This window comes from Chromobacterium sp. CCUG 76385 (assembly GCF_059916625.1).
On the sequence record NZ_JAUCGU010000011.1, the window covers coordinates 69,549 to 85,029 of the forward strand.

16 protein-coding genes and 1 tRNA gene are annotated in these 15,481 nt (G+C 62.4%); 12 read left to right on the plus strand and 5 right to left on the minus strand.

What is annotated here, in order from left to right:
• The first annotated feature begins 28 nt into the window (after positions 1–28).
• The 4 genes from metG (at position 29) to QUG01_RS09740 (ending at position 3,910) form a co-directional block, all read left to right on the plus strand.
• On the plus strand, positions 29–2,089 hold the full coding sequence (metG, locus tag QUG01_RS09725; protein WP_500829952.1) for a methionine--tRNA ligase: 2,061 nt from the start codon (positions 29–31) through the stop codon (positions 2,087–2,089).
• A 372-nt stretch (positions 2,090–2,461) separates the two neighbouring features.
• On the plus strand, positions 2,462–2,647 hold the full coding sequence (locus QUG01_RS09730; RefSeq protein ID WP_043624213.1) for a hypothetical protein: 186 nt from the start codon (positions 2,462–2,464) through the stop codon (positions 2,645–2,647).
• Positions 2,648–2,766: 119 nt separating this feature from the next.
• The gene (locus QUG01_RS09735) at positions 2,767–3,387 is read left to right on the plus strand and encodes a VC0807 family protein (protein WP_500829953.1); all 621 of its coding nucleotides are present in this window, start codon (positions 2,767–2,769) and stop codon (positions 3,385–3,387) included.
• Positions 3,388–3,833: 446 nt separating this feature from the next.
• Positions 3,834–3,910 (plus strand) — tRNA-Met (locus QUG01_RS09740).
• A gap of 52 nt (positions 3,911–3,962) precedes the next feature.
• Here QUG01_RS09740 and QUG01_RS09745 read toward each other — a convergent pair.
• From QUG01_RS09745 to yaaA, 3 genes are all read right to left on the minus strand, one after another.
• Positions 3,963–5,549 (minus strand): methyl-accepting chemotaxis protein, encoded by a 1,587-nt coding sequence (locus tag QUG01_RS09745; RefSeq protein ID WP_500829954.1) that lies wholly within the window; start codon positions 5,547–5,549, stop codon positions 3,963–3,965.
• A gap of 143 nt (positions 5,550–5,692) precedes the next feature.
• The gene (locus tag QUG01_RS09750; RefSeq protein WP_500829955.1) at positions 5,693–6,181 is read right to left on the minus strand and encodes a GNAT family N-acetyltransferase; all 489 of its coding nucleotides are present in this window, start codon (positions 6,179–6,181) and stop codon (positions 5,693–5,695) included.
• A gap of 57 nt (positions 6,182–6,238) precedes the next feature.
• Complete coding sequence (gene yaaA / locus QUG01_RS09755) at positions 6,239–7,012, minus strand: peroxide stress protein YaaA (protein ID WP_500829956.1); 774 nt, start codon at positions 7,010–7,012, stop codon at positions 6,239–6,241.
• Positions 7,013–7,126: 114 nt separating this feature from the next.
• On the opposite strand from yaaA, the gene dtd reads away from it, so the two are divergent.
• Both dtd and QUG01_RS09765 read left to right on the plus strand, forming a co-directional pair.
• Positions 7,127–7,579, plus strand: a complete 453-nt coding sequence (gene dtd / locus QUG01_RS09760) for a D-aminoacyl-tRNA deacylase (RefSeq protein WP_500829957.1) — start codon at positions 7,127–7,129, stop codon at positions 7,577–7,579.
• 4 nt (positions 7,580–7,583) lie between these two features.
• Positions 7,584–8,639, plus strand: coding sequence for an FUSC family protein (locus QUG01_RS09765; RefSeq protein WP_500829958.1), 1,056 nt, complete (start codon positions 7,584–7,586; stop codon positions 8,637–8,639).
• A gap of 115 nt (positions 8,640–8,754) precedes the next feature.
• Here the strand turns inward: QUG01_RS09765 and QUG01_RS09770 are convergent, their stop codons facing one another.
• Together QUG01_RS09770 and gloB are read right to left on the minus strand one after the other, a co-directional pair.
• On the minus strand, positions 8,755–10,533 hold the full coding sequence (locus tag QUG01_RS09770) for a lytic transglycosylase (RefSeq protein ID WP_500829959.1): 1,779 nt from the start codon (positions 10,531–10,533) through the stop codon (positions 8,755–8,757).
• Positions 10,534–10,732: 199 nt separating this feature from the next.
• Positions 10,733–11,503 (minus strand): hydroxyacylglutathione hydrolase, encoded by a 771-nt coding sequence (gene gloB, locus QUG01_RS09775; RefSeq protein ID WP_500829960.1) that lies wholly within the window; start codon positions 11,501–11,503, stop codon positions 10,733–10,735.
• 13 nt (positions 11,504–11,516) lie between these two features.
• Between gloB and QUG01_RS09780 the strand changes: the two genes are divergently transcribed.
• The 6 genes from QUG01_RS09780 (at position 11,517) to rpiA (ending at position 15,468) form a co-directional block, all read left to right on the plus strand.
• Positions 11,517–12,281: a class I SAM-dependent methyltransferase gene (locus tag QUG01_RS09780; protein ID WP_500829961.1), complete on the plus strand. Its 765-nt coding sequence runs from the start codon at positions 11,517–11,519 to the stop codon at positions 12,279–12,281.
• A gap of 10 nt (positions 12,282–12,291) precedes the next feature.
• Positions 12,292–12,735 carry a ribonuclease HI gene (rnhA, locus tag QUG01_RS09785; protein WP_500829962.1) on the plus strand — a complete coding sequence of 148 codons (444 nt, stop codon included), beginning with the start codon at positions 12,292–12,294 and terminating at the stop codon, positions 12,733–12,735.
• A gap of 49 nt (positions 12,736–12,784) precedes the next feature.
• Positions 12,785–13,507, plus strand: a complete 723-nt coding sequence (dnaQ, locus tag QUG01_RS09790; RefSeq protein ID WP_500829963.1) for a DNA polymerase III subunit epsilon — start codon at positions 12,785–12,787, stop codon at positions 13,505–13,507.
• A 3-nt stretch (positions 13,508–13,510) separates the two neighbouring features.
• On the plus strand, positions 13,511–14,197 hold the full coding sequence (gene ispD / locus QUG01_RS09795; protein WP_500829964.1) for a 2-C-methyl-D-erythritol 4-phosphate cytidylyltransferase: 687 nt from the start codon (positions 13,511–13,513) through the stop codon (positions 14,195–14,197).
• 28 nt (positions 14,198–14,225) lie between these two features.
• Positions 14,226–14,702: a 2-C-methyl-D-erythritol 2,4-cyclodiphosphate synthase gene (ispF, locus tag QUG01_RS09800; protein ID WP_500829965.1), complete on the plus strand. Its 477-nt coding sequence runs from the start codon at positions 14,226–14,228 to the stop codon at positions 14,700–14,702.
• Between the two features lie 106 nt (positions 14,703–14,808).
• The gene (gene rpiA / locus QUG01_RS09805) at positions 14,809–15,468 is read left to right on the plus strand and encodes a ribose-5-phosphate isomerase RpiA (protein ID WP_500829966.1); all 660 of its coding nucleotides are present in this window, start codon (positions 14,809–14,811) and stop codon (positions 15,466–15,468) included.
• The last annotated feature ends 13 nt before the right edge of the window (positions 15,469–15,481 follow it).

Here is a 15,481-nt window from a genome sequence, read left to right on the forward strand (position 1 = left end):
TGAGATTGCCAATCAGGGAATGATCCGAATGACCAAACGCAAGATTCTGGTGACCAGCGCGCTGCCTTATGCCAACGCGGGGCTGCACCTGGGCCACATGCTGGAGCAGATTCAGACCGATATCTGGGTGCGCTTCCAGAAGATGCGCGGACACGAGTGCTACTACGTGTGCGCCGACGATACCCACGGCGCGCCCATCATGCTGGCCGCCGAGAAGCGCGGCATCACTCCCGAGCAGCTGGTAAACGAGGTGCGCGAGCTGCACCTTGCCGATTCGCAGGGTTTCCTGATCGGCCACGACAACTACTACAGCACCAACAGCCCGGAAAACAAGGCGCTGGCGGAGCAGGTCTACCTGGCACTGAAGGCCGACGACAAGATCGCCTGCCGCACCATCGAGCAGCTGTTCGATCCGGAAAAGCAGATGTTCCTGCCGGACCGTTTCGTCAAGGGCGAGTGCCCGAAGTGTTCCGCCAAGGATCAGTACGGCGACAACTGCGAAGTGTGCGGCGCCACCTACGCGCCGACCGAGCTGAAGAATCCGTACTCGGCGGTGTCCGGCGCCAAGCCGGTGCTGAAGACTTCCGAGCATTATTTCTTCCGTCTGGGCGAGTGCGCCGACTTCCTCAAAGCCTGGACCAGCGGCAGCAGCAAGCGCAGCGACGGCGTGGAGCAGCCGCATCTGCAGCCGGAATCGCTGAACAAGATGAACGAATGGATAGGCGGCGGCCTGCAGGACTGGGACATCAGCCGCGACGCGCCTTACTTCGGCTTCGAGATTCCGGGCGCGCCGGGCAAGTATTTCTATGTGTGGCTGGACGCGCCGATCGGCTACATGGCCAGCTTCAAGAATCTGTGCGAGCGCCTGAACCTGAACTTCGACGAGTGGTTCGCCAAGGACAGCCAGACCGAGATGTACCACTTCATCGGCAAGGACATCCTGTACTTCCACGCCCTGTTCTGGCCGGCGATGCTGAACTACTCCGGCCTGCGCGCGCCGACCGGCGTGTTCGCCCACGGCTTCCTGACCGTGGACGGCCAGAAGATGTCCAAGTCGCGCGGCACCTTCATTCAGGCCAAGAGCTACCTGGACTGCGGCCTGAATCCGGAGTGGATGCGCTACTACATCGCCGCCAAGCTGAACGGCCGCATCGAGGACATCGACCTCAACCTGAACGACTTCGTGGCGCGGGTCAACTCCGACCTGGTGGGCAAGTTCGTCAACATCGCCAGCCGCTCCGCTGGCTTCATCGCCAAACGCTTTGATGGCCAACTGGCCGCCAGCGTGGCGGACATGGACATCCTGGCCAAGCTGCAAGCCGCCTCCGACGAGTTGGCCGCCGCCTTCGAGGCGCGCGAATACGCCAAGGCGCTGCGCGACGTGATGGCGCTGGCCGATCTAGTCAACGGCTACGTGGATGCCAACAAGCCGTGGGAACTGGCCAAGCAGGAAGGCCAGGACGCGCGCCTGCAGGAAGTCTGCACCGTGCTGATCAACGCCTTCCGTCTGCTGACCATCTACCTGAAGCCGGTATTGCCCAAGCTGGCCGAAGGCGTGGAAGCCTTCCTGGACGTAGCGCCGTTGTCCTGGAGCGATGCGCAAACCCTGCTGCTGGGCAAGAAGATCCAAACCTACCAGCACCTGATGCAGCGCATCGACCCGGCGCTGATCGACAAACTGATAGAAGCGAACAAACAGAATATGCAAGCTACCCAAGATACCCCGGCAGCGGCCGCGCATGAGCCGCTGGCCGAAACCATCAAGATCGACGACTTCGCCAAGCTGGACCTGCGCGTCGGCAAGGTGCTGGAATGCAATTTCGTCGAAGGCTCGGACAAGCTGCTGCAGTTCACCGTCGATCTGGGCTTCGAGAAGCGCAACATCTTCTCCGGCATCCGCAAGGCGTATCAGGAGCCGGAAAAACTGGTGGGCCGCCATGTGATCGTGGTCGCCAATCTGGCAGAACGCAAAATGCGTTTCGGCGTGTCGCAGGGCATGATCGTCTGCGCGTCCGGCGTGGACGACAGCGAGGGCCTGTTCCTGCTGGACGCGGATGCGGGCGTCAAGCCCGGCATGCGCGTCGGCTGATCAATTTCAGCTAGCGTTTTTGATCTGGATCATGGTAAATAAGTAGTATTACCAGTTAAGTTAATTCCACTTGGTTAACGCGGCCCCAGCGACCATATTGGTAGCTGGGGCTTTGCTTTCCGGCAAGCAGAGTCCCCGCGCTGCTTGAAACCGCCAATGCCTGCCTCCCGCTGTCTCTGCGCTCCGGCGCGCTGCAGTCAAAGGCATGCGGGATGCCGGCGCGGCGGGCAGGGCCTTAACGGTGCTGTCATCGTGGCCTGCTACTGTCGGTCTGTGCCGGCAAGTTGTCGGTGCGGGAACTTTCCTCAGCCGACAGCGACTAAAAAACTTATATGCGCTTGTTTTGTTTAAAAAAAGAATAAGGAAACCATAATGAAGATTTCGCAGCTGAAACCCGGCTACAAGGTGTTCGAATACAAAGACAGCGGCGGCGTTGTCCACTACGAAGTGGTCAGCATCCGCCAGGTCGGCAAGATGTTCGAAGTGACGTTCCGGTCTGCGCTGGGCATGGCCAGCGCGATGTATCCCGCCAATGGGTTCATCCAGGCCGCAGCCTGATACCGTGTTCGGCCCCGCGTGGGCAAAAGAAAAACCAGCCCCGCTCGCGCGGGGCTTCGCTTTTGTTGACGCCGGCATGGAAAAACGGCAGTTTGACAGTTTTAGCCGAAGGGGTTGCCATGGCGCGCCGAAGCCGATTGCTGCTGGAGTTGATCGTCAATTTCCTGCTGCCCTGGTTGTGTTATCGCTGGGGCAAGCCGCACTGGGGCGAAATGGGCGGCTTATTGCTGTCCGCCGTTCCGCCCTTGCTGTGGAGCGGCTGGGAGCTGTGGCGCGACCGTCGGGTCGACGCGCTGAGCATGATGGTCCTGCTGGGCATCGTATTGTCTCTGGCGGCCATGGCGCTGGGCGGGAGCGAGAAAATGCTGTTGCTGCGCGAGTCGCTGCTGTCCGGTTTGTTTGGCGTGGCTTTTCTGCTGTCGCTGCTATTGCCCAGGCCGCTGGTGTTTTACCTGGCGCGCGCCACGATTGAGCGTCAGCATGAGGAGGGGCGGGCGCATTGCGAACGGCTGTGGCAACAGGCGCAGTTCCGGCGCGGCATGCGCGCGATGACGGCTTTGTGGGGATGCGGACTGGTATTGGAGATGCTGCTGCGCAGCTGGCTGGCCTGGCGTTGGCCGGTTGAGCGTTCGATTCTGGTGTTGCCGTGGATCAGTTATGCCGTGTATGGCGGCCTGATGGCGGTGACTTGGTTGCTGCGCCGTCGCATGGGGGATCGCCAAGCGGCATGGGCGGCATAGCGGGCAGGCTTGGCACTGCATATCCAATACGGGTATACTGGCTGCCTTCTCTTAAGTGACTAGACAAAAAAAGAGGGCCGCACAAAGCGGCCCGAAGTTCCGTGATGAACACTTAGGAGAACAGGCATCGCCGTTCTGCCCACGCTGGCAGTCGCGAACAGATTGCAACACCCGTCAAAATGCACAAGGTCGTTTCGCACGCTCGGTCAAATGGCAGTTCAACCAAGAGGCAGAGCAGAGTCGCTTTCGCTATGCTGCCGACCACGATGTCAATGTAGCGCGCTTTTGTTGATGGCTTATGTGTTTGGGGTCGGCATCTGTTAAAGAGTATGAATGGGCGGTTGGGCGGTCGTTTAAAATTCTTTAGTTGAAAGTATTGACGCGCCGGATGGATTGGCTTATAGTTCACTCCTCTGCACGAAACACAGCGCAGAACAGATTTCAGACGCGGGGTGGAGCAGTCTGGTAGCTCGTCGGGCTCATAACCCGAAGGTCGTAGGTTCGAATCCTGCCCCCGCAACCAAAAAACAAAAAACCGAAGCCTAAGCTTCGGTTTTTTGCATTTCTGCCGCGCTTCACGCGTCCTGACCATCCAGCTGAAAATGCGCAGCCATGCGGCTGAGGCGCTGCGCCCGGCGGTTGAAGTCGGACACGGTGCCATGCGCGTTGTCGATGTGGCGATGTGTGGCTTCCAGCTGTTGGACGATGTCCTGCATTTGTCCCGTCAACTGGCTGGCGGTAGCCGACTGCTGGCTATTGGTGGCGGCGATATCCTGCATCATGGCGCTGACGCGGTGGGCCGCAGCCAGAATGTCTTCCAACCGGGCATGGGTTTCCTGCTGCGCCGTGCTGCCGGCGTGGGTCTCATTGCACACCTTGTGCATCGCTTCCACGCTGGCGTCGGATGCCTGGCGCACCCGCGCCACCAGTTGCTTGATTTCTCCGGTGCTGATGCTGGTGCGTTCCGCCAGTTTGCGCACCTCGTCCGCCACCACGGCGAAGCCGCGGCCGGTTTCGCCGGCGCGGGCGGCTTCGATGGCGGCATTCAATGCCAGCAGGTTGGTTTGCTCGGCGATCTCGTGAATGGCCTGCGCGACCTGGTTGATGCTGCCTATCGATCCGGTCAGCGACTGGATCGAGTCCTGCGCGCGGTTGACGGTGTCGACGGTGGCGGCGCTGAGTTCGCTGGCCAGGGCCATCTGACCGGCGCTGTGGCTCAGCGTGGCGCTGGATGACTGGCTCAGCTTGGCGGTATCGCCGGCATGGCTGGCCACTTGCTCGATGGAGCCGGACAGTTGTTCGATGGCCGCGCACATGCTATCCATATTGCCTGCGCCTGCCGCCACGCGCTCAACCACGCCATGCAGCGTGCCATTCAATTGCCGCGCGTCTTGTTCCAGCTCGCGCGCGGTCATCTGCAGTTCGTCTATCACCACCTTCAAATGCACCTGCATGCAGGCCAGCGCGCTTTCCAGCCTGCCGCTTTCGCCACGCCCGTTGATGGACAAGGGCTGGTCGAGGCGGCCTTCCGCGATGTTTTCACAGGCCAGCAGCAATTGGCGCTGGCGCCGGCCGCGCCATAGCTCGAAACCCTGCCACAGCGCGACCGCCAGCGCGCCCAGGCCGCCGGCCAGCCAGGCTGCGGCATTGCCAGCGAGCGCGGCCTGGCTGAGCAGGGCGAGGAATAAGGCGGCGGCGAAGAGGCGGCGCATCACGTTTTCTTCCACGCCATGACGTTGGCGCCGCGGCAGGCTGGCGCCTTGCAGCAATTGCGGGTAGAAGCGCTCCGCTTGGGCGATGGCCTCGCGCCGGGCCGGCGAGCGGACCGACATATAGCCGGTCAATTGTCCTGCCTCCCTGACCGGCACCACCAGCGCGTCCACCCAGTAGTGGTCGCCGTTTTTGCAGCGGTTCTTGACCAGGCCCCGCCAGGGCGATTGCCGCTGCAAGGTGCGCCAGAGGTCTTCAAACAGGATGGGTGGCATGTCCGGATGGCGGACGATGTTGTGGCTGCTGCTCAAGAGTTCTTCCCGGCTGAAGCCGGAGATTTCGATAAAGGCGTCGTTGACGTGGGTGACGATGCCTTTGAGGTCGGTCTTGGAGACGATCAGCCCGCTTTCAAAACGCCGCTCCATTCCCGTGACCGGGAAATTCTTTTTCATTCAACGACTCCCGCCTATCGCTTGCAATCGGAACAATCGATTGTAGGGAGAAGGAAATTCGTTTGGCATGCGTTTAGTCAAAGTTAGGCATGCTGTAACCGATTTTCATCGCGCAGAAGTGTGAACAAATGTAGCGTGGCGGATCAAAGGCTTGCTTCGGCGAAAGCGCGCAGCACTTCGCCGTCAATCCGGTAGTAAATTTTGTCCTCGACAATGCGTGCGCCGATGTGATGATAAAAGTCCACAGCGTCCTGATTGCCCCGTTCTGCAGTCCAATCCAGCCGCTGGCAGCCGTGGTGGACGGCCGTCTGGGCCAGCGCGAGCAGCAGCCCCTTGCCGGCGCCGCTGCCACGGGCTTCCTCAAGCGTGAACAGGTCTTTCATATACAGCTGGCCGCTGTATTCCGGCGCCGGATACAGCAGGGAGAAGGTGGCGAGGCCTATGGCCTGGCCGTCTCGCTCCGCCAGCATGACCTGTACCCCGCAGTGCGGCTGGAAAAGATTGCGCGCCGCATAGCGGGCAGAGGCTTCGCGATTGGCGCGCTCGGGGCCGAAATAGTGCAGGTCGATCCGGTAGAACAACTCGGCCAGCGCCGCGGTGTCGACCGGTGTGGCAAGGCGGGTGGAGATCATGCTTTTGTTCTTTCGAATAAAAGCATGATCATAATGATGATGTTTGGATTCGCCTAATCAGGCATGATCGCGTCGGAATACCCAGGTGAGTTCGCCTGAGGCCGCGGCATCGAAGGCGTAGCCCTCGCTATCGAAGCCGCGCAGTTGCTGCGGATCGGTCACGCCACGTTCCGCCGCCCAGCGCGCCATCAGTCCGCGCGCGCGTTTGGCGTAGAAGCTGATGATCTTGTACTGGCCATTTTTCTTGTCCTGGAACACCGGGGTGACGATGGCGGCGTTCAAGGCCTTGGGTTTGACCGACTTGAAATACTCGTCGGAAGCCAGGTTGACCAGGGTGCGCTGGCCCAGGGTTTCCAATTGTTCGTTGAGCTTGCCGGTGACGATTTCACCCCAGAACTCATACAGATTCTTGCCGCGGCTGTTGGCCAGCCGGGTGCCCATTTCCAGGCGGTAGGCCTGCATCAGGTCCAGCGGACGCAAGACGCCGTACAGGCCGGACAGGATGCGCAGATGCGCTTGCAGATAATCGATTGATGTCTCGTTCAGCGAGGCGGCGTCCAATCCCTCGTAGACATCGCCCATGAAGGCGTAGATCGCCTGCTTGGCGTTGGCCGGCGTGAACGAGGGCTGCCAGTCGGCGTAACGGCCGACATTCAAGGTGGCCAGCGCATCGCTGATGTCCATCAGTTTGGCGATGTCCAGCGGGCTTTTCTGCCGCAGCACCCGGACCAGCTCGGCGCTATGGTCGAGCAGATCCGGCTGGCTGTAGCGGTTCACGGCGGGTGGCGTTTGGTAGTCCAGCGTTTTGGCCGGAGAAATCAGCATCAACATGCAGCTAATCCTTGGCGAGTGGGACGGCTATTGTACCGGAAGCCGGGCGAGTCGCGTCCTCCGCGGCGGATTTGGATAGAATGGAAGCGATCAATCAATCATGGAAAAGTTGGCATGCGGGTATTGGTGCAGAGAGTGAGCCGCGCCGCGGTGACGGTGGATGGCAGAACCACGGGCGAGATCGGCGGCGGTTTGCTGCTCCTGGTGGGTGTGGAGGAGGCCGATGGCGCCGCCGATATCGAGTGGCTGGTGCGCAAGATCAGCCAATTGCGCGTGTTCAACGACGAAGCGGGCGTGATGAACCGCAGCCTGCAGGATTGCGGCGGCGAGGCTTTGGCGGTCAGCCAGTTCACCTTGTATGCCAGCGTGAAAAAGGGTAATCGCCCATCGTATTCGCGCGCGGCGCGCGGCGAAATTTCGCAGCCGATGTTCGAGCGCTTCGTCGCGGCGTTGTCGGCTGCGCTCGGCAAGCCGGTGCCGACGGGCGTGTTTGGCGCCGACATGCAAGTCAGCCTGGTCAATGATGGCCCGGTGACGATCTGGCTGGACAGCCGCAATCCGGAGTAGCGCGATGAACCGATGGCAACATCCTTGGCGGGTGCTGGTGGTGCCGTACTACCTGAACCGTTACGCGCGCCAGGTGCATGTGCTGCGCGTGTTGCTGGCTTTCCTGCTGGGTCTGGCGCTGGTGATTTTCAGCGGCATCCCGCACGGCGGCTGGATGCTGGTGACGATATTGATCGTGCTGGGCGGCGTGCCGCATTGGGGCGGGGTGCGGCGCAAGGCGCTGGAGCGGATGGGCGGTTCGCTGCTGGGCGCGCTGGCTGGCCTGATCGCCATCCTGCTGCATGGCGTCTCGCCATGGCTGTGTTATGGCTGGATGTTGCTGGTGATTGCCCTGAGCAGTTGGCATGCCCAGGGCAAAGGAGGCTATCTGGCGCTGCTGACCGGCATCACGCTGGTGATCGTCGGCGGCTTGGGCGACGAATCGATCAACGAGGCGCTATGGCGCAGCTGCAATGTGCTGATTGGCTCGCTGATCGGCATGGCGGCGGCCGCCACGCTGCCGCTGCGCGCGATAGACAGCTGGCGTTTCCTGCTGGCCGACAATCTGCGTGAGGCGGCCTTGCTTTATAACCGCATCGCGCGCCGTTTGCCGGTGGAGGGCGATGCGGCGCTGGATCAGTTCAACTCGCGCTTGATCCGCATGCGCGGCTTGCTGGCAGCGGTGACGCAGGAGGCGGCCATGACGCATCGCCAGCTGGATCAGGTGCAGCGCTGCCAGCGCGGCGTCTGGACGCTGCTGGACCGGATGGACGAGGTGGCCGCCACCACGCCGGCGCTGGCCGAGGATCGCTCGCCGCGGCGGGCAATTGTCCGCACGCTGTTGCGCGCCGCGCATGCCTTGCGGTTCAATCAGCCGCAGCTGCTGGCCGATCCGCTGCCGGCGGCGGACAATCCTGCGCGCATGCGCCAGCCCACGCATTGCCACTGGCTGGTGGCGGAGTTGTCGTTGACGGTGGAGGCGTTGCGATGCCAGTTGCAGGAGATTCTGCCGCGGCTGATCGAGGCGCCGCCGCCTGCGCGAAGCTTGGTGCGGCGGCTGAGCGGATCGCGCCGGCGTTAAGAGCCGATCGCTGGTGTACTGTCTTTGCTGAGCGGCGCTGCGAGGCGCGGCTGGCGTCGCTAAATGTAAAAAGCAAATGGCCCGGAAACTCCGGGCCATTTTTTCTCGATAGCGATTACAGGCCGACGATCTTGACCTTTTGCCCCGGCTGCAGATGGCTAGTCTGGCGGCTGCCGTTCAGGCGGTGGATATCATAGTGGCTGACGCCGAAGCGGCGGGCGATGCTGTACAGGGTGTCGCCGCGCTGGACCACGTATTCGGTGCTGTGCGCAGACGCTGGCGAGCGATTGTCGCTGACCTTGATCAGCGCCGGGTCGGAGCCTGCGCTGCTAGCATTGCTCGCCAGTTGGAAGTCCGTGGATGCGGGATTTTTCAGCCGCAATTGCTGGCCCACCTGCACCAGATTGCCATCCAGCTGGTTCAAGGCTTTCAGCTCGTCCACGCTCAGGTTGCTGCGGCGGGCGATGCTGTATAGCGTGTCGCCGCTGGCTACGGTGTAGCTGTCCAGGCTGCGCGTGGTCAACGAACGGGCTGGCGCGGCATCATCGTTTGTCGCGCTGGCGATCATGACAGTCTGGCGAGCGGCTTTGCTGGCGTCGATCTCGACCGCAGGGGTGACGGCCGGTTCGGCGGGCTGGGCAGCTTGTGCGATCAAGGCGTTCTGTTGTGCCGGCACCGCAGCGGCGACTTGGATAGGCGCGGCGGACATGTCATCTGCCTTGGCCAGCATGGTTTGGCCTGCCGATGTGTCCGGCAGCGGCGTATCCACCGACTCCAGCGACTGGCCGTCATTCAGGCGCGGGTTCATCGCCACCAATACCGGCTGCCCGGCCTTCAGCGTGTTGCCGCCGATGCGGTTGGCCGCCAATAGCTGGCTGGTGCTCATGCCGTGCTGGCTGGCGATGGCCGTCGGGCTTTCATCGCCCTTGGGCAGATACACTTCCCAAGTCAGCAGGGGCTTGTCCCATTTATCCAGATTGGCCTGGAATTTGTCGATCTTGGTGGCGGGCAGCAGCATCTGGCGGCCGGCTTTGTACGCGAACACCGGCAGGTTGAAGGCCGGATTCAGCTCTTTGAATTCGGCCACGGAAATCCCCGCCAGCTTGGCGGCGATGTCGATGTTCATGTGCTTGCCGGTGGAAACGGCGACGAAGTACGGCTTGTTGGGGAATTTATCCAGATGGACGCCGTACTTTTCCGGGTTGGCCAGAATATTGCGCACCGCCAGCAGCTTGGGCACGTAGTTGCGCGTCTCATTCGGCATGCGGACGTTTTCGTAGGTCGGGGTCTGACCTGTGGCCTGCACCCTGGCCATGGAACGGGCCAGATTGCCTTCGCCCCAGTTGTAGGCCGCCAGCGCCATGTTCCAGTCGCCAAACTGCGCGTACAGGATCTGCAGATAGTCCAAGGCGGCGCGCGTGGCGTCCATCACGTCGCGGCGGCCGTCATACCACCAGGTCTGTTCCAGTCCGTAGTGGCGGCCCGTGGCCGGCATGAACTGCCACAGGCCGGCGGCGCCGACGCGTGAGCTGGCAGTGGGCACAAAGGCGCTTTCCACCATGGGCAGCAGCGCGATTTCGGTCGGCATGCCGCGGCGCTCCACCTCGTTCATGATGTGGAACAGGTATTTGCGGCTGCGGTCCAGCGTGCGTTTGAAATATTCCGGGCGGCTGGCGTAGAAGCGTTCCTGGCGGCGTATCACGTCGGCGTTGACTTCATCCAGCTGGAAGCCTTCGCGCACCCGTTTCCATACGTCGTCGCCATTGCGCAGCAGGCTGGAGTTCATCAGCATCATGTCCAGGCCGGCAGCCTGCGCTTCGTCCACTGGCGAAGCCGGTGGCTGATCGACCGCGGCGGCCTTGGCCGGCGATGCGAACAGCAATGCGAGAGACACGCTAAGTGCCAATGGAGTGAAGCGTTTCATGCAGACGAGCCCGTAATTCAGATTTCGGCTGATGCTAAACATGCGCATGGGGGGTGTCAATTCAAAAAACCAAATAATTTCATGCGCTTTCATTGTTAATAGACTATCCGGCCCGTCTGTAAAGGAAGTCGTGGCCAAGACTAGTGAAGTTACTTATTTCGCATGCGGTTCATGGGCGAAAAACATCCTTCCAGGCGCGCAGCCGGGCGAAAGCGGCCGTCTCGTCGTCGCCGGCCTGCGCGCCTTGTGCCAGCAGGCTTTGGCGGATGCCGGCGGTGTTGCAGCGCAAAAACGGGTTGCTGGCTGTTTCCAGCGCGATGGTGCTCGGCAGGGTCGGCTGGCCGCGATCGCGCAGCGCCTGATCACGGCTCAGACGCATGGCCAGCACGGGATTGGCGGGGTCCGCGGCCAGCGCGAAGCGCAAATTCGACAAGGTATATTCGTGCGCTGGATAAACTTTGGTTTGCGGCGGCAGCTCGGCCAGTTTTTTCAGCGAAGACAGCATCTGCGCAGCTGTGCCTTCAAACAGCCTGCCGCAGCCAGCCGCGAATAGCGTGTCGCCGCAAAACAGCGCATCGTCAAACCGATATGCCAGGTGGTCCAGGGTGTGGCCGGGCACGGCCAACACACAGGCCTCGCCCATGCTCAGCGACACGGTGTCGCCTTCCATCAGCGGGATGTCGACGCCAGCGATGCCGGCTGGGCCATAGACAATCGCATCCGGCCATGCCTGCTTCAGTTCCGCCAGCCCGCCGCAATGATCGGCGTGGTGGTGGGTGACCAGGATGGCTTCGAGCTGCAGGCCGTGCGACCGCAGATGGCCCAGCAGCGGCGCGGCTTCGCCGGGGTCCACCGCGACGGCGCGCGCGCCTTGCTGCAAAAGCCAGATATAATTGTCTGAGAAAGCCCCGATCGGGGTGATGCTAAATGTGGCTGCCATAAGGCCTTCCTCAATGAAAAATTCGTTTGGCGGCTGGCTGACCGGCACCGAACTGGGCCGTTATCTGCTGGCGCGCGAGCAGGAATACTTCGAGCGGGCGGTGGCCGACGCCTTCGGCTACCATGCGGTGCAGGTGGGCGTGCCGGAGATGGACTGTCTGCGCGGCAATCGCATTCCCTGGCAGTGCCGGGTGGCTGGCCATGGCGAGGTGGACGTGCGTTGCGACCCGGCCTTCCTGCCGTTTGAGACCCGCAGCCTGGATTTGCTGGTCATGCCTCATGTTCTGGATTTTACCACCCTGCCGCACCAGGTGCTGCGCGAGGCCGACCGCGTGCTGATGCCGGAGGGCCGGCTGATTCTGACCGGTTTCAATCCGCTGTCCTTGTGGGGCGTGCGTCGGCTGATCCAGGGCAAGGAATCTGCGCCGTGGAACGGCAACTTTTTTACCCAGTTGCGGATCAAGGACTGGTTGGCTTTGCTGGATTTGGAGCTGGAAGAGGCGGCCTTTCTGGCTTACGCGCCGCCGTTCTCGCGTCAGGACTGGCTGTCGCGCTGCGATTTTCTGGAAGATGTCGGCGAGCGCTGGTGGCCGCTGGCGGCCGGGGTATACGGCATCGAGGCGGTCAAGCGCCAGCGCGGCATGCGCTTGATTACGCCGGCCTGGAAACAGGCGGTCAAGAACAAGGGCGCTTTGGGGGTGGTGGCGGGCAATGAACGCCAGCACACGCACAAGGCACCGGAAACAAACGAGCGGGACGGCGCATCGTCCTGCCATTGAACGAGACAGCATGACGACTGACGACAAGGTTGAGATTTATACCGACGGCGCCTGCAAGGGCAATCCCGGCCCCGGCGGCTGGGGGGCGCTGTTGCGCTTCAAGGGCAAGGAAAAAGAGCTGTTCGGCGGCGAGCGCGGCACCACGAACAACCGGATGGAAATCATGGCAGTGATCCGCGGCCTGGCCGCGTTGAACCGGCCGTGCCGAGTGGTGGTCTATACCGACTCGCAATACGTGCAGAAGGGCATTTCCGAGTGGATACACGGCTGGAAGGCGCGCGGCTGGAAGACCGCGTCCAAGGAGCCGGTGAAGAACGCCGATCTGTGGCAGCAACTGGATGCCGAGCGCAATCGCCACCTGGAAGTGGAGTGGCGCTGGGTCAAGGGCCATTCCGGCCACGAATTCAATGAAAGAGCCGACCAGCTCGCCAATAAGGGCGTTACTTCGGTCTGAGCCAGCAACAAGCAGCCGCCGCGCCTTGGCGCGGCGGCCGGGAAGCAGCATGAGACAGATTATCCTCGATACCGAAACCACCGGTCTCGACCCGAATCAGGGCCACCGCATCATCGAATTCGCCGGTCTGGAAATGGTTGGCCGCAAGCTCACCGGCAAGCATCTGCATCTTTACATCCACCCGGAGCGTCCGATCGATCCCGAGGCCCAGCGCGTGCACGGCATTTCGCTGGAGTTCCTCGAAGGCAAGCCGGTGTATGCCAAAGTGGCGGCGGAAATTGCGGATTTCCTGCGCGACGCCGAGCTGATCATCCACAACGCGCCGTTCGACGTCGGCTTTCTGAATGCCGAATTCGCCAAGCTCGGCATGGAACCGATCGACAAGCTGTGCGCCAACGTCATCGATACGCTGGCCGAAGCGCGCGACATGTTCCCCGGCAAGCGCAACAGCCTGGATGCCTTGTGCGACCGTTTCGAGATCGACCGCTCCAACCGGACCTTGCACGGCGCGCTGGTGGACTGTGAGCTGCTGTCGGAAGTCTATCTATGGATGACCCGCGGCCAGGAAAGCCTGGCGATGGACATCGAGGTAGAGGTGCCGGGCGGGCATGCCGGCCACGACCTGACTTTCGAGCGCAAGCCCTTGACAGTGCGGGCCGCCAATGAGGCCGAGCTGGCCGAGCACCAAGCCTATCTGGACGTGCTGGACAAGACGGTCAAGGGCAGCTGCGTCTGGCGCGCGCTGGAAAACCCGGCGCCGGCGGAGGCTTGAGCCATGGCCCAAATGATTGCGCTGGTGCCGGCCGCAGGATCGGGCAGCCGTTTCGGCGCGCCCAGCCCCAAGCAGTATCTGCAATTGAACGGCAGGCCGCTGATGTGGCACGCGCTGGCCACGCTGGCGGCGGTGCCGGCGATAGACAAGGTGGCGGTGGTGATTTCGCCGCAAGACGAATGGTTTGATGATTTCGATTGGCGTCTGCCCAAGCTGGAGGTGCACCGCGTCGGCGGCGCCAGCCGTGCCCTGAGCGTGGCCAACGGCTTGGCGGCATTGATGCCGGCCGAGGACGACTGGGTGCTGGTGCACGATGCGGCGCGCTGCTGTCTGTCGGTGGCGGCGGTGGAGCGGTTGATCGCCGCCTTGGCGGGCCATCCGGTGGGCGGCCTGCTGGCCTTGCCGGTGCCGGACACCGTCAAGCGGGCGGACGCTGACAGCCATGTCGCCGCCACCGTGCCGCGCAATGCCCTGTGGCTGGCGCAAACGCCGCAGATGTTCCGCGCCGGTCTGCTGGCGCGGGCGCTGGGAGAGGGCGCGGTGGACGACATCACCGATGAGGCTTCCGCGGTGGAGCGGCAGGGATTGAAGCCGCTGCTGGTGGAGGGAGATGCGCAAAACTTCAAGGTGACCTATCCGCGCGATCTGGCCCTGGCCAAGGCCATTCTGGCCGCGCGCGGAGAACAATAGCGCAGAATTGAAATATTAAGGGAAGAGTATGTTTCGTATCGGGCAGGGTTACGATGTGCATCAACTGGCGGCAGGCAGGCCGCTGATTCTGGGCGGGGTGGAAATTCCGCATGAGAAAGGCCTCTTGGGCCATTCCGACGCCGACGCCTTGCTGCACGCCATCACCGACGCCTTGCTGGGCGCGGCGGCGCTGGGCGACATCGGCCGCCATTTCCCGGATACGGCGGTGGAATTCAAGGGCGCGGACAGCCGCGTCTTGTTGCGCGAGGCCGCCGCGCGCGTGCGCGCCGCCGGCTGGCGGCCGATCAATGTGGACAGCACCCTGATCGCGCAACAGCCGAAGCTGGCGCCGCACATCGACGCCATGCGCGCCAATATCGCGGCCGATCTGGGGCTCGATGTCGGCGCGGTCAACGTCAAGGGCAAGACCAACGAGAAGCTGGGCTATCTTGGCCGCTGCGAGGCGATCGAGGCCCAGGCCGTCTGCCTGCTGATCCCGGTTTAGCCCCGCCGCCGGCTGTCATGACAGCCTGCTTGTGGGATAATTGGACATCATCGCTCATGCCGGGCGCCGACTCGGCCGGCACAACAACATGCCAGGAGGCTACATTATGCTGACCCAGGATCAACTCAAACTCGCCGTTGCCAAGAAAGCGCTGGAATTCGTGCCGGAAGACGCCATTATCGGCGTGGGCACCGGCAGCACCGTCAATCTGTTCATCGAGGAACTGGCCGGCATCAAGGACCGGATCAAGGGCGCGGTGTCCAGCTCCGATGCCTCCACCGCTCGCTTGAAGGCGCACCACATCCCGGTATTCGATCTGAACGAAGTCGACAATCTGCCGGTGTACATTGACGGCGCCGACGAGATCAACCATCACCTGCACATGATCAAGGGTGGCGGCGCGGCGTTGACCCGCGAGAAGATCGTGGCCGGCGTGGCCGAAGAGTTCATCTGCATCGCCGACGAGAAGAAGTACGTCACCATGCTGGGCGCTTTTCCGCTGCCGATCGAAGTCATCCCGATGGCGCGCAGCTATGTGGCGCGCGAACTGGTGCGCCTGGGCGGCCATCCGGAACTGCGCCAGGGCGTCACCACCGACAACGGCAATGTGATCCTGGACGTGCACGGCCTGCAGATCATGAAGCCGGTGGAGCTGGAAGAAACCATCAACCATATCGCCGGAGTGGTCACCTGCGGCTTGTTTGCCCGCCGCCGCGCCGATGTGCTGCTGCTGGGCAAGCAGGACGGCGTAGCCGTGCTGCGCTGAGCGCGCGCGCCGG

Bases quoted from the DNA above. Each gene is read 5' to 3' on its own strand.
- QUG01_RS09780 (WP_500829961.1), top strand. From the start codon at position 11,517: ATGAAAAATTCGTTTGGCGGCTGGCTGACCGGCACCGAACTGGGCCGT.
- QUG01_RS09765 (WP_500829958.1), top strand. From the start codon at position 7,584: ATGAACCGATGGCAACATCCTTGGCGGGTGCTGGTGGTGCCGTACTAC.
- dnaQ (WP_500829963.1), top strand. From the start codon at position 12,785: ATGAGACAGATTATCCTCGATACCGAAACCACCGGTCTCGACCCGAAT.
- metG (WP_500829952.1), top strand. From the start codon at position 29: ATGACCAAACGCAAGATTCTGGTGACCAGCGCGCTGCCTTATGCCAAC.
- rnhA (WP_500829962.1), top strand. From the start codon at position 12,292: ATGACGACTGACGACAAGGTTGAGATTTATACCGACGGCGCCTGCAAG.
- QUG01_RS09730 (WP_043624213.1), top strand. From the start codon at position 2,462: ATGAAGATTTCGCAGCTGAAACCCGGCTACAAGGTGTTCGAATACAAA.
- yaaA (WP_500829956.1), bottom strand. From the start codon at position 7,012: ATGTTGATGCTGATTTCTCCGGCCAAAACGCTGGACTACCAAACGCCA.
- QUG01_RS09735 (WP_500829953.1), top strand. From the start codon at position 2,767: ATGGCGCGCCGAAGCCGATTGCTGCTGGAGTTGATCGTCAATTTCCTG.
- ispD (WP_500829964.1), top strand. From the start codon at position 13,511: ATGGCCCAAATGATTGCGCTGGTGCCGGCCGCAGGATCGGGCAGCCGT.
- ispF (WP_500829965.1), top strand. From the start codon at position 14,226: ATGTTTCGTATCGGGCAGGGTTACGATGTGCATCAACTGGCGGCAGGC.
- gloB (WP_500829960.1), bottom strand. From the start codon at position 11,503: ATGGCAGCCACATTTAGCATCACCCCGATCGGGGCTTTCTCAGACAAT.
- rpiA (WP_500829966.1), top strand. From the start codon at position 14,809: ATGCTGACCCAGGATCAACTCAAACTCGCCGTTGCCAAGAAAGCGCTG.
- dtd (WP_500829957.1), top strand. From the start codon at position 7,127: ATGCGGGTATTGGTGCAGAGAGTGAGCCGCGCCGCGGTGACGGTGGAT.
- QUG01_RS09750 (WP_500829955.1), bottom strand. From the start codon at position 6,181: ATGATCTCCACCCGCCTTGCCACACCGGTCGACACCGCGGCGCTGGCC.
- QUG01_RS09745 (WP_500829954.1), bottom strand. From the start codon at position 5,549: ATGAAAAAGAATTTCCCGGTCACGGGAATGGAGCGGCGTTTTGAAAGC.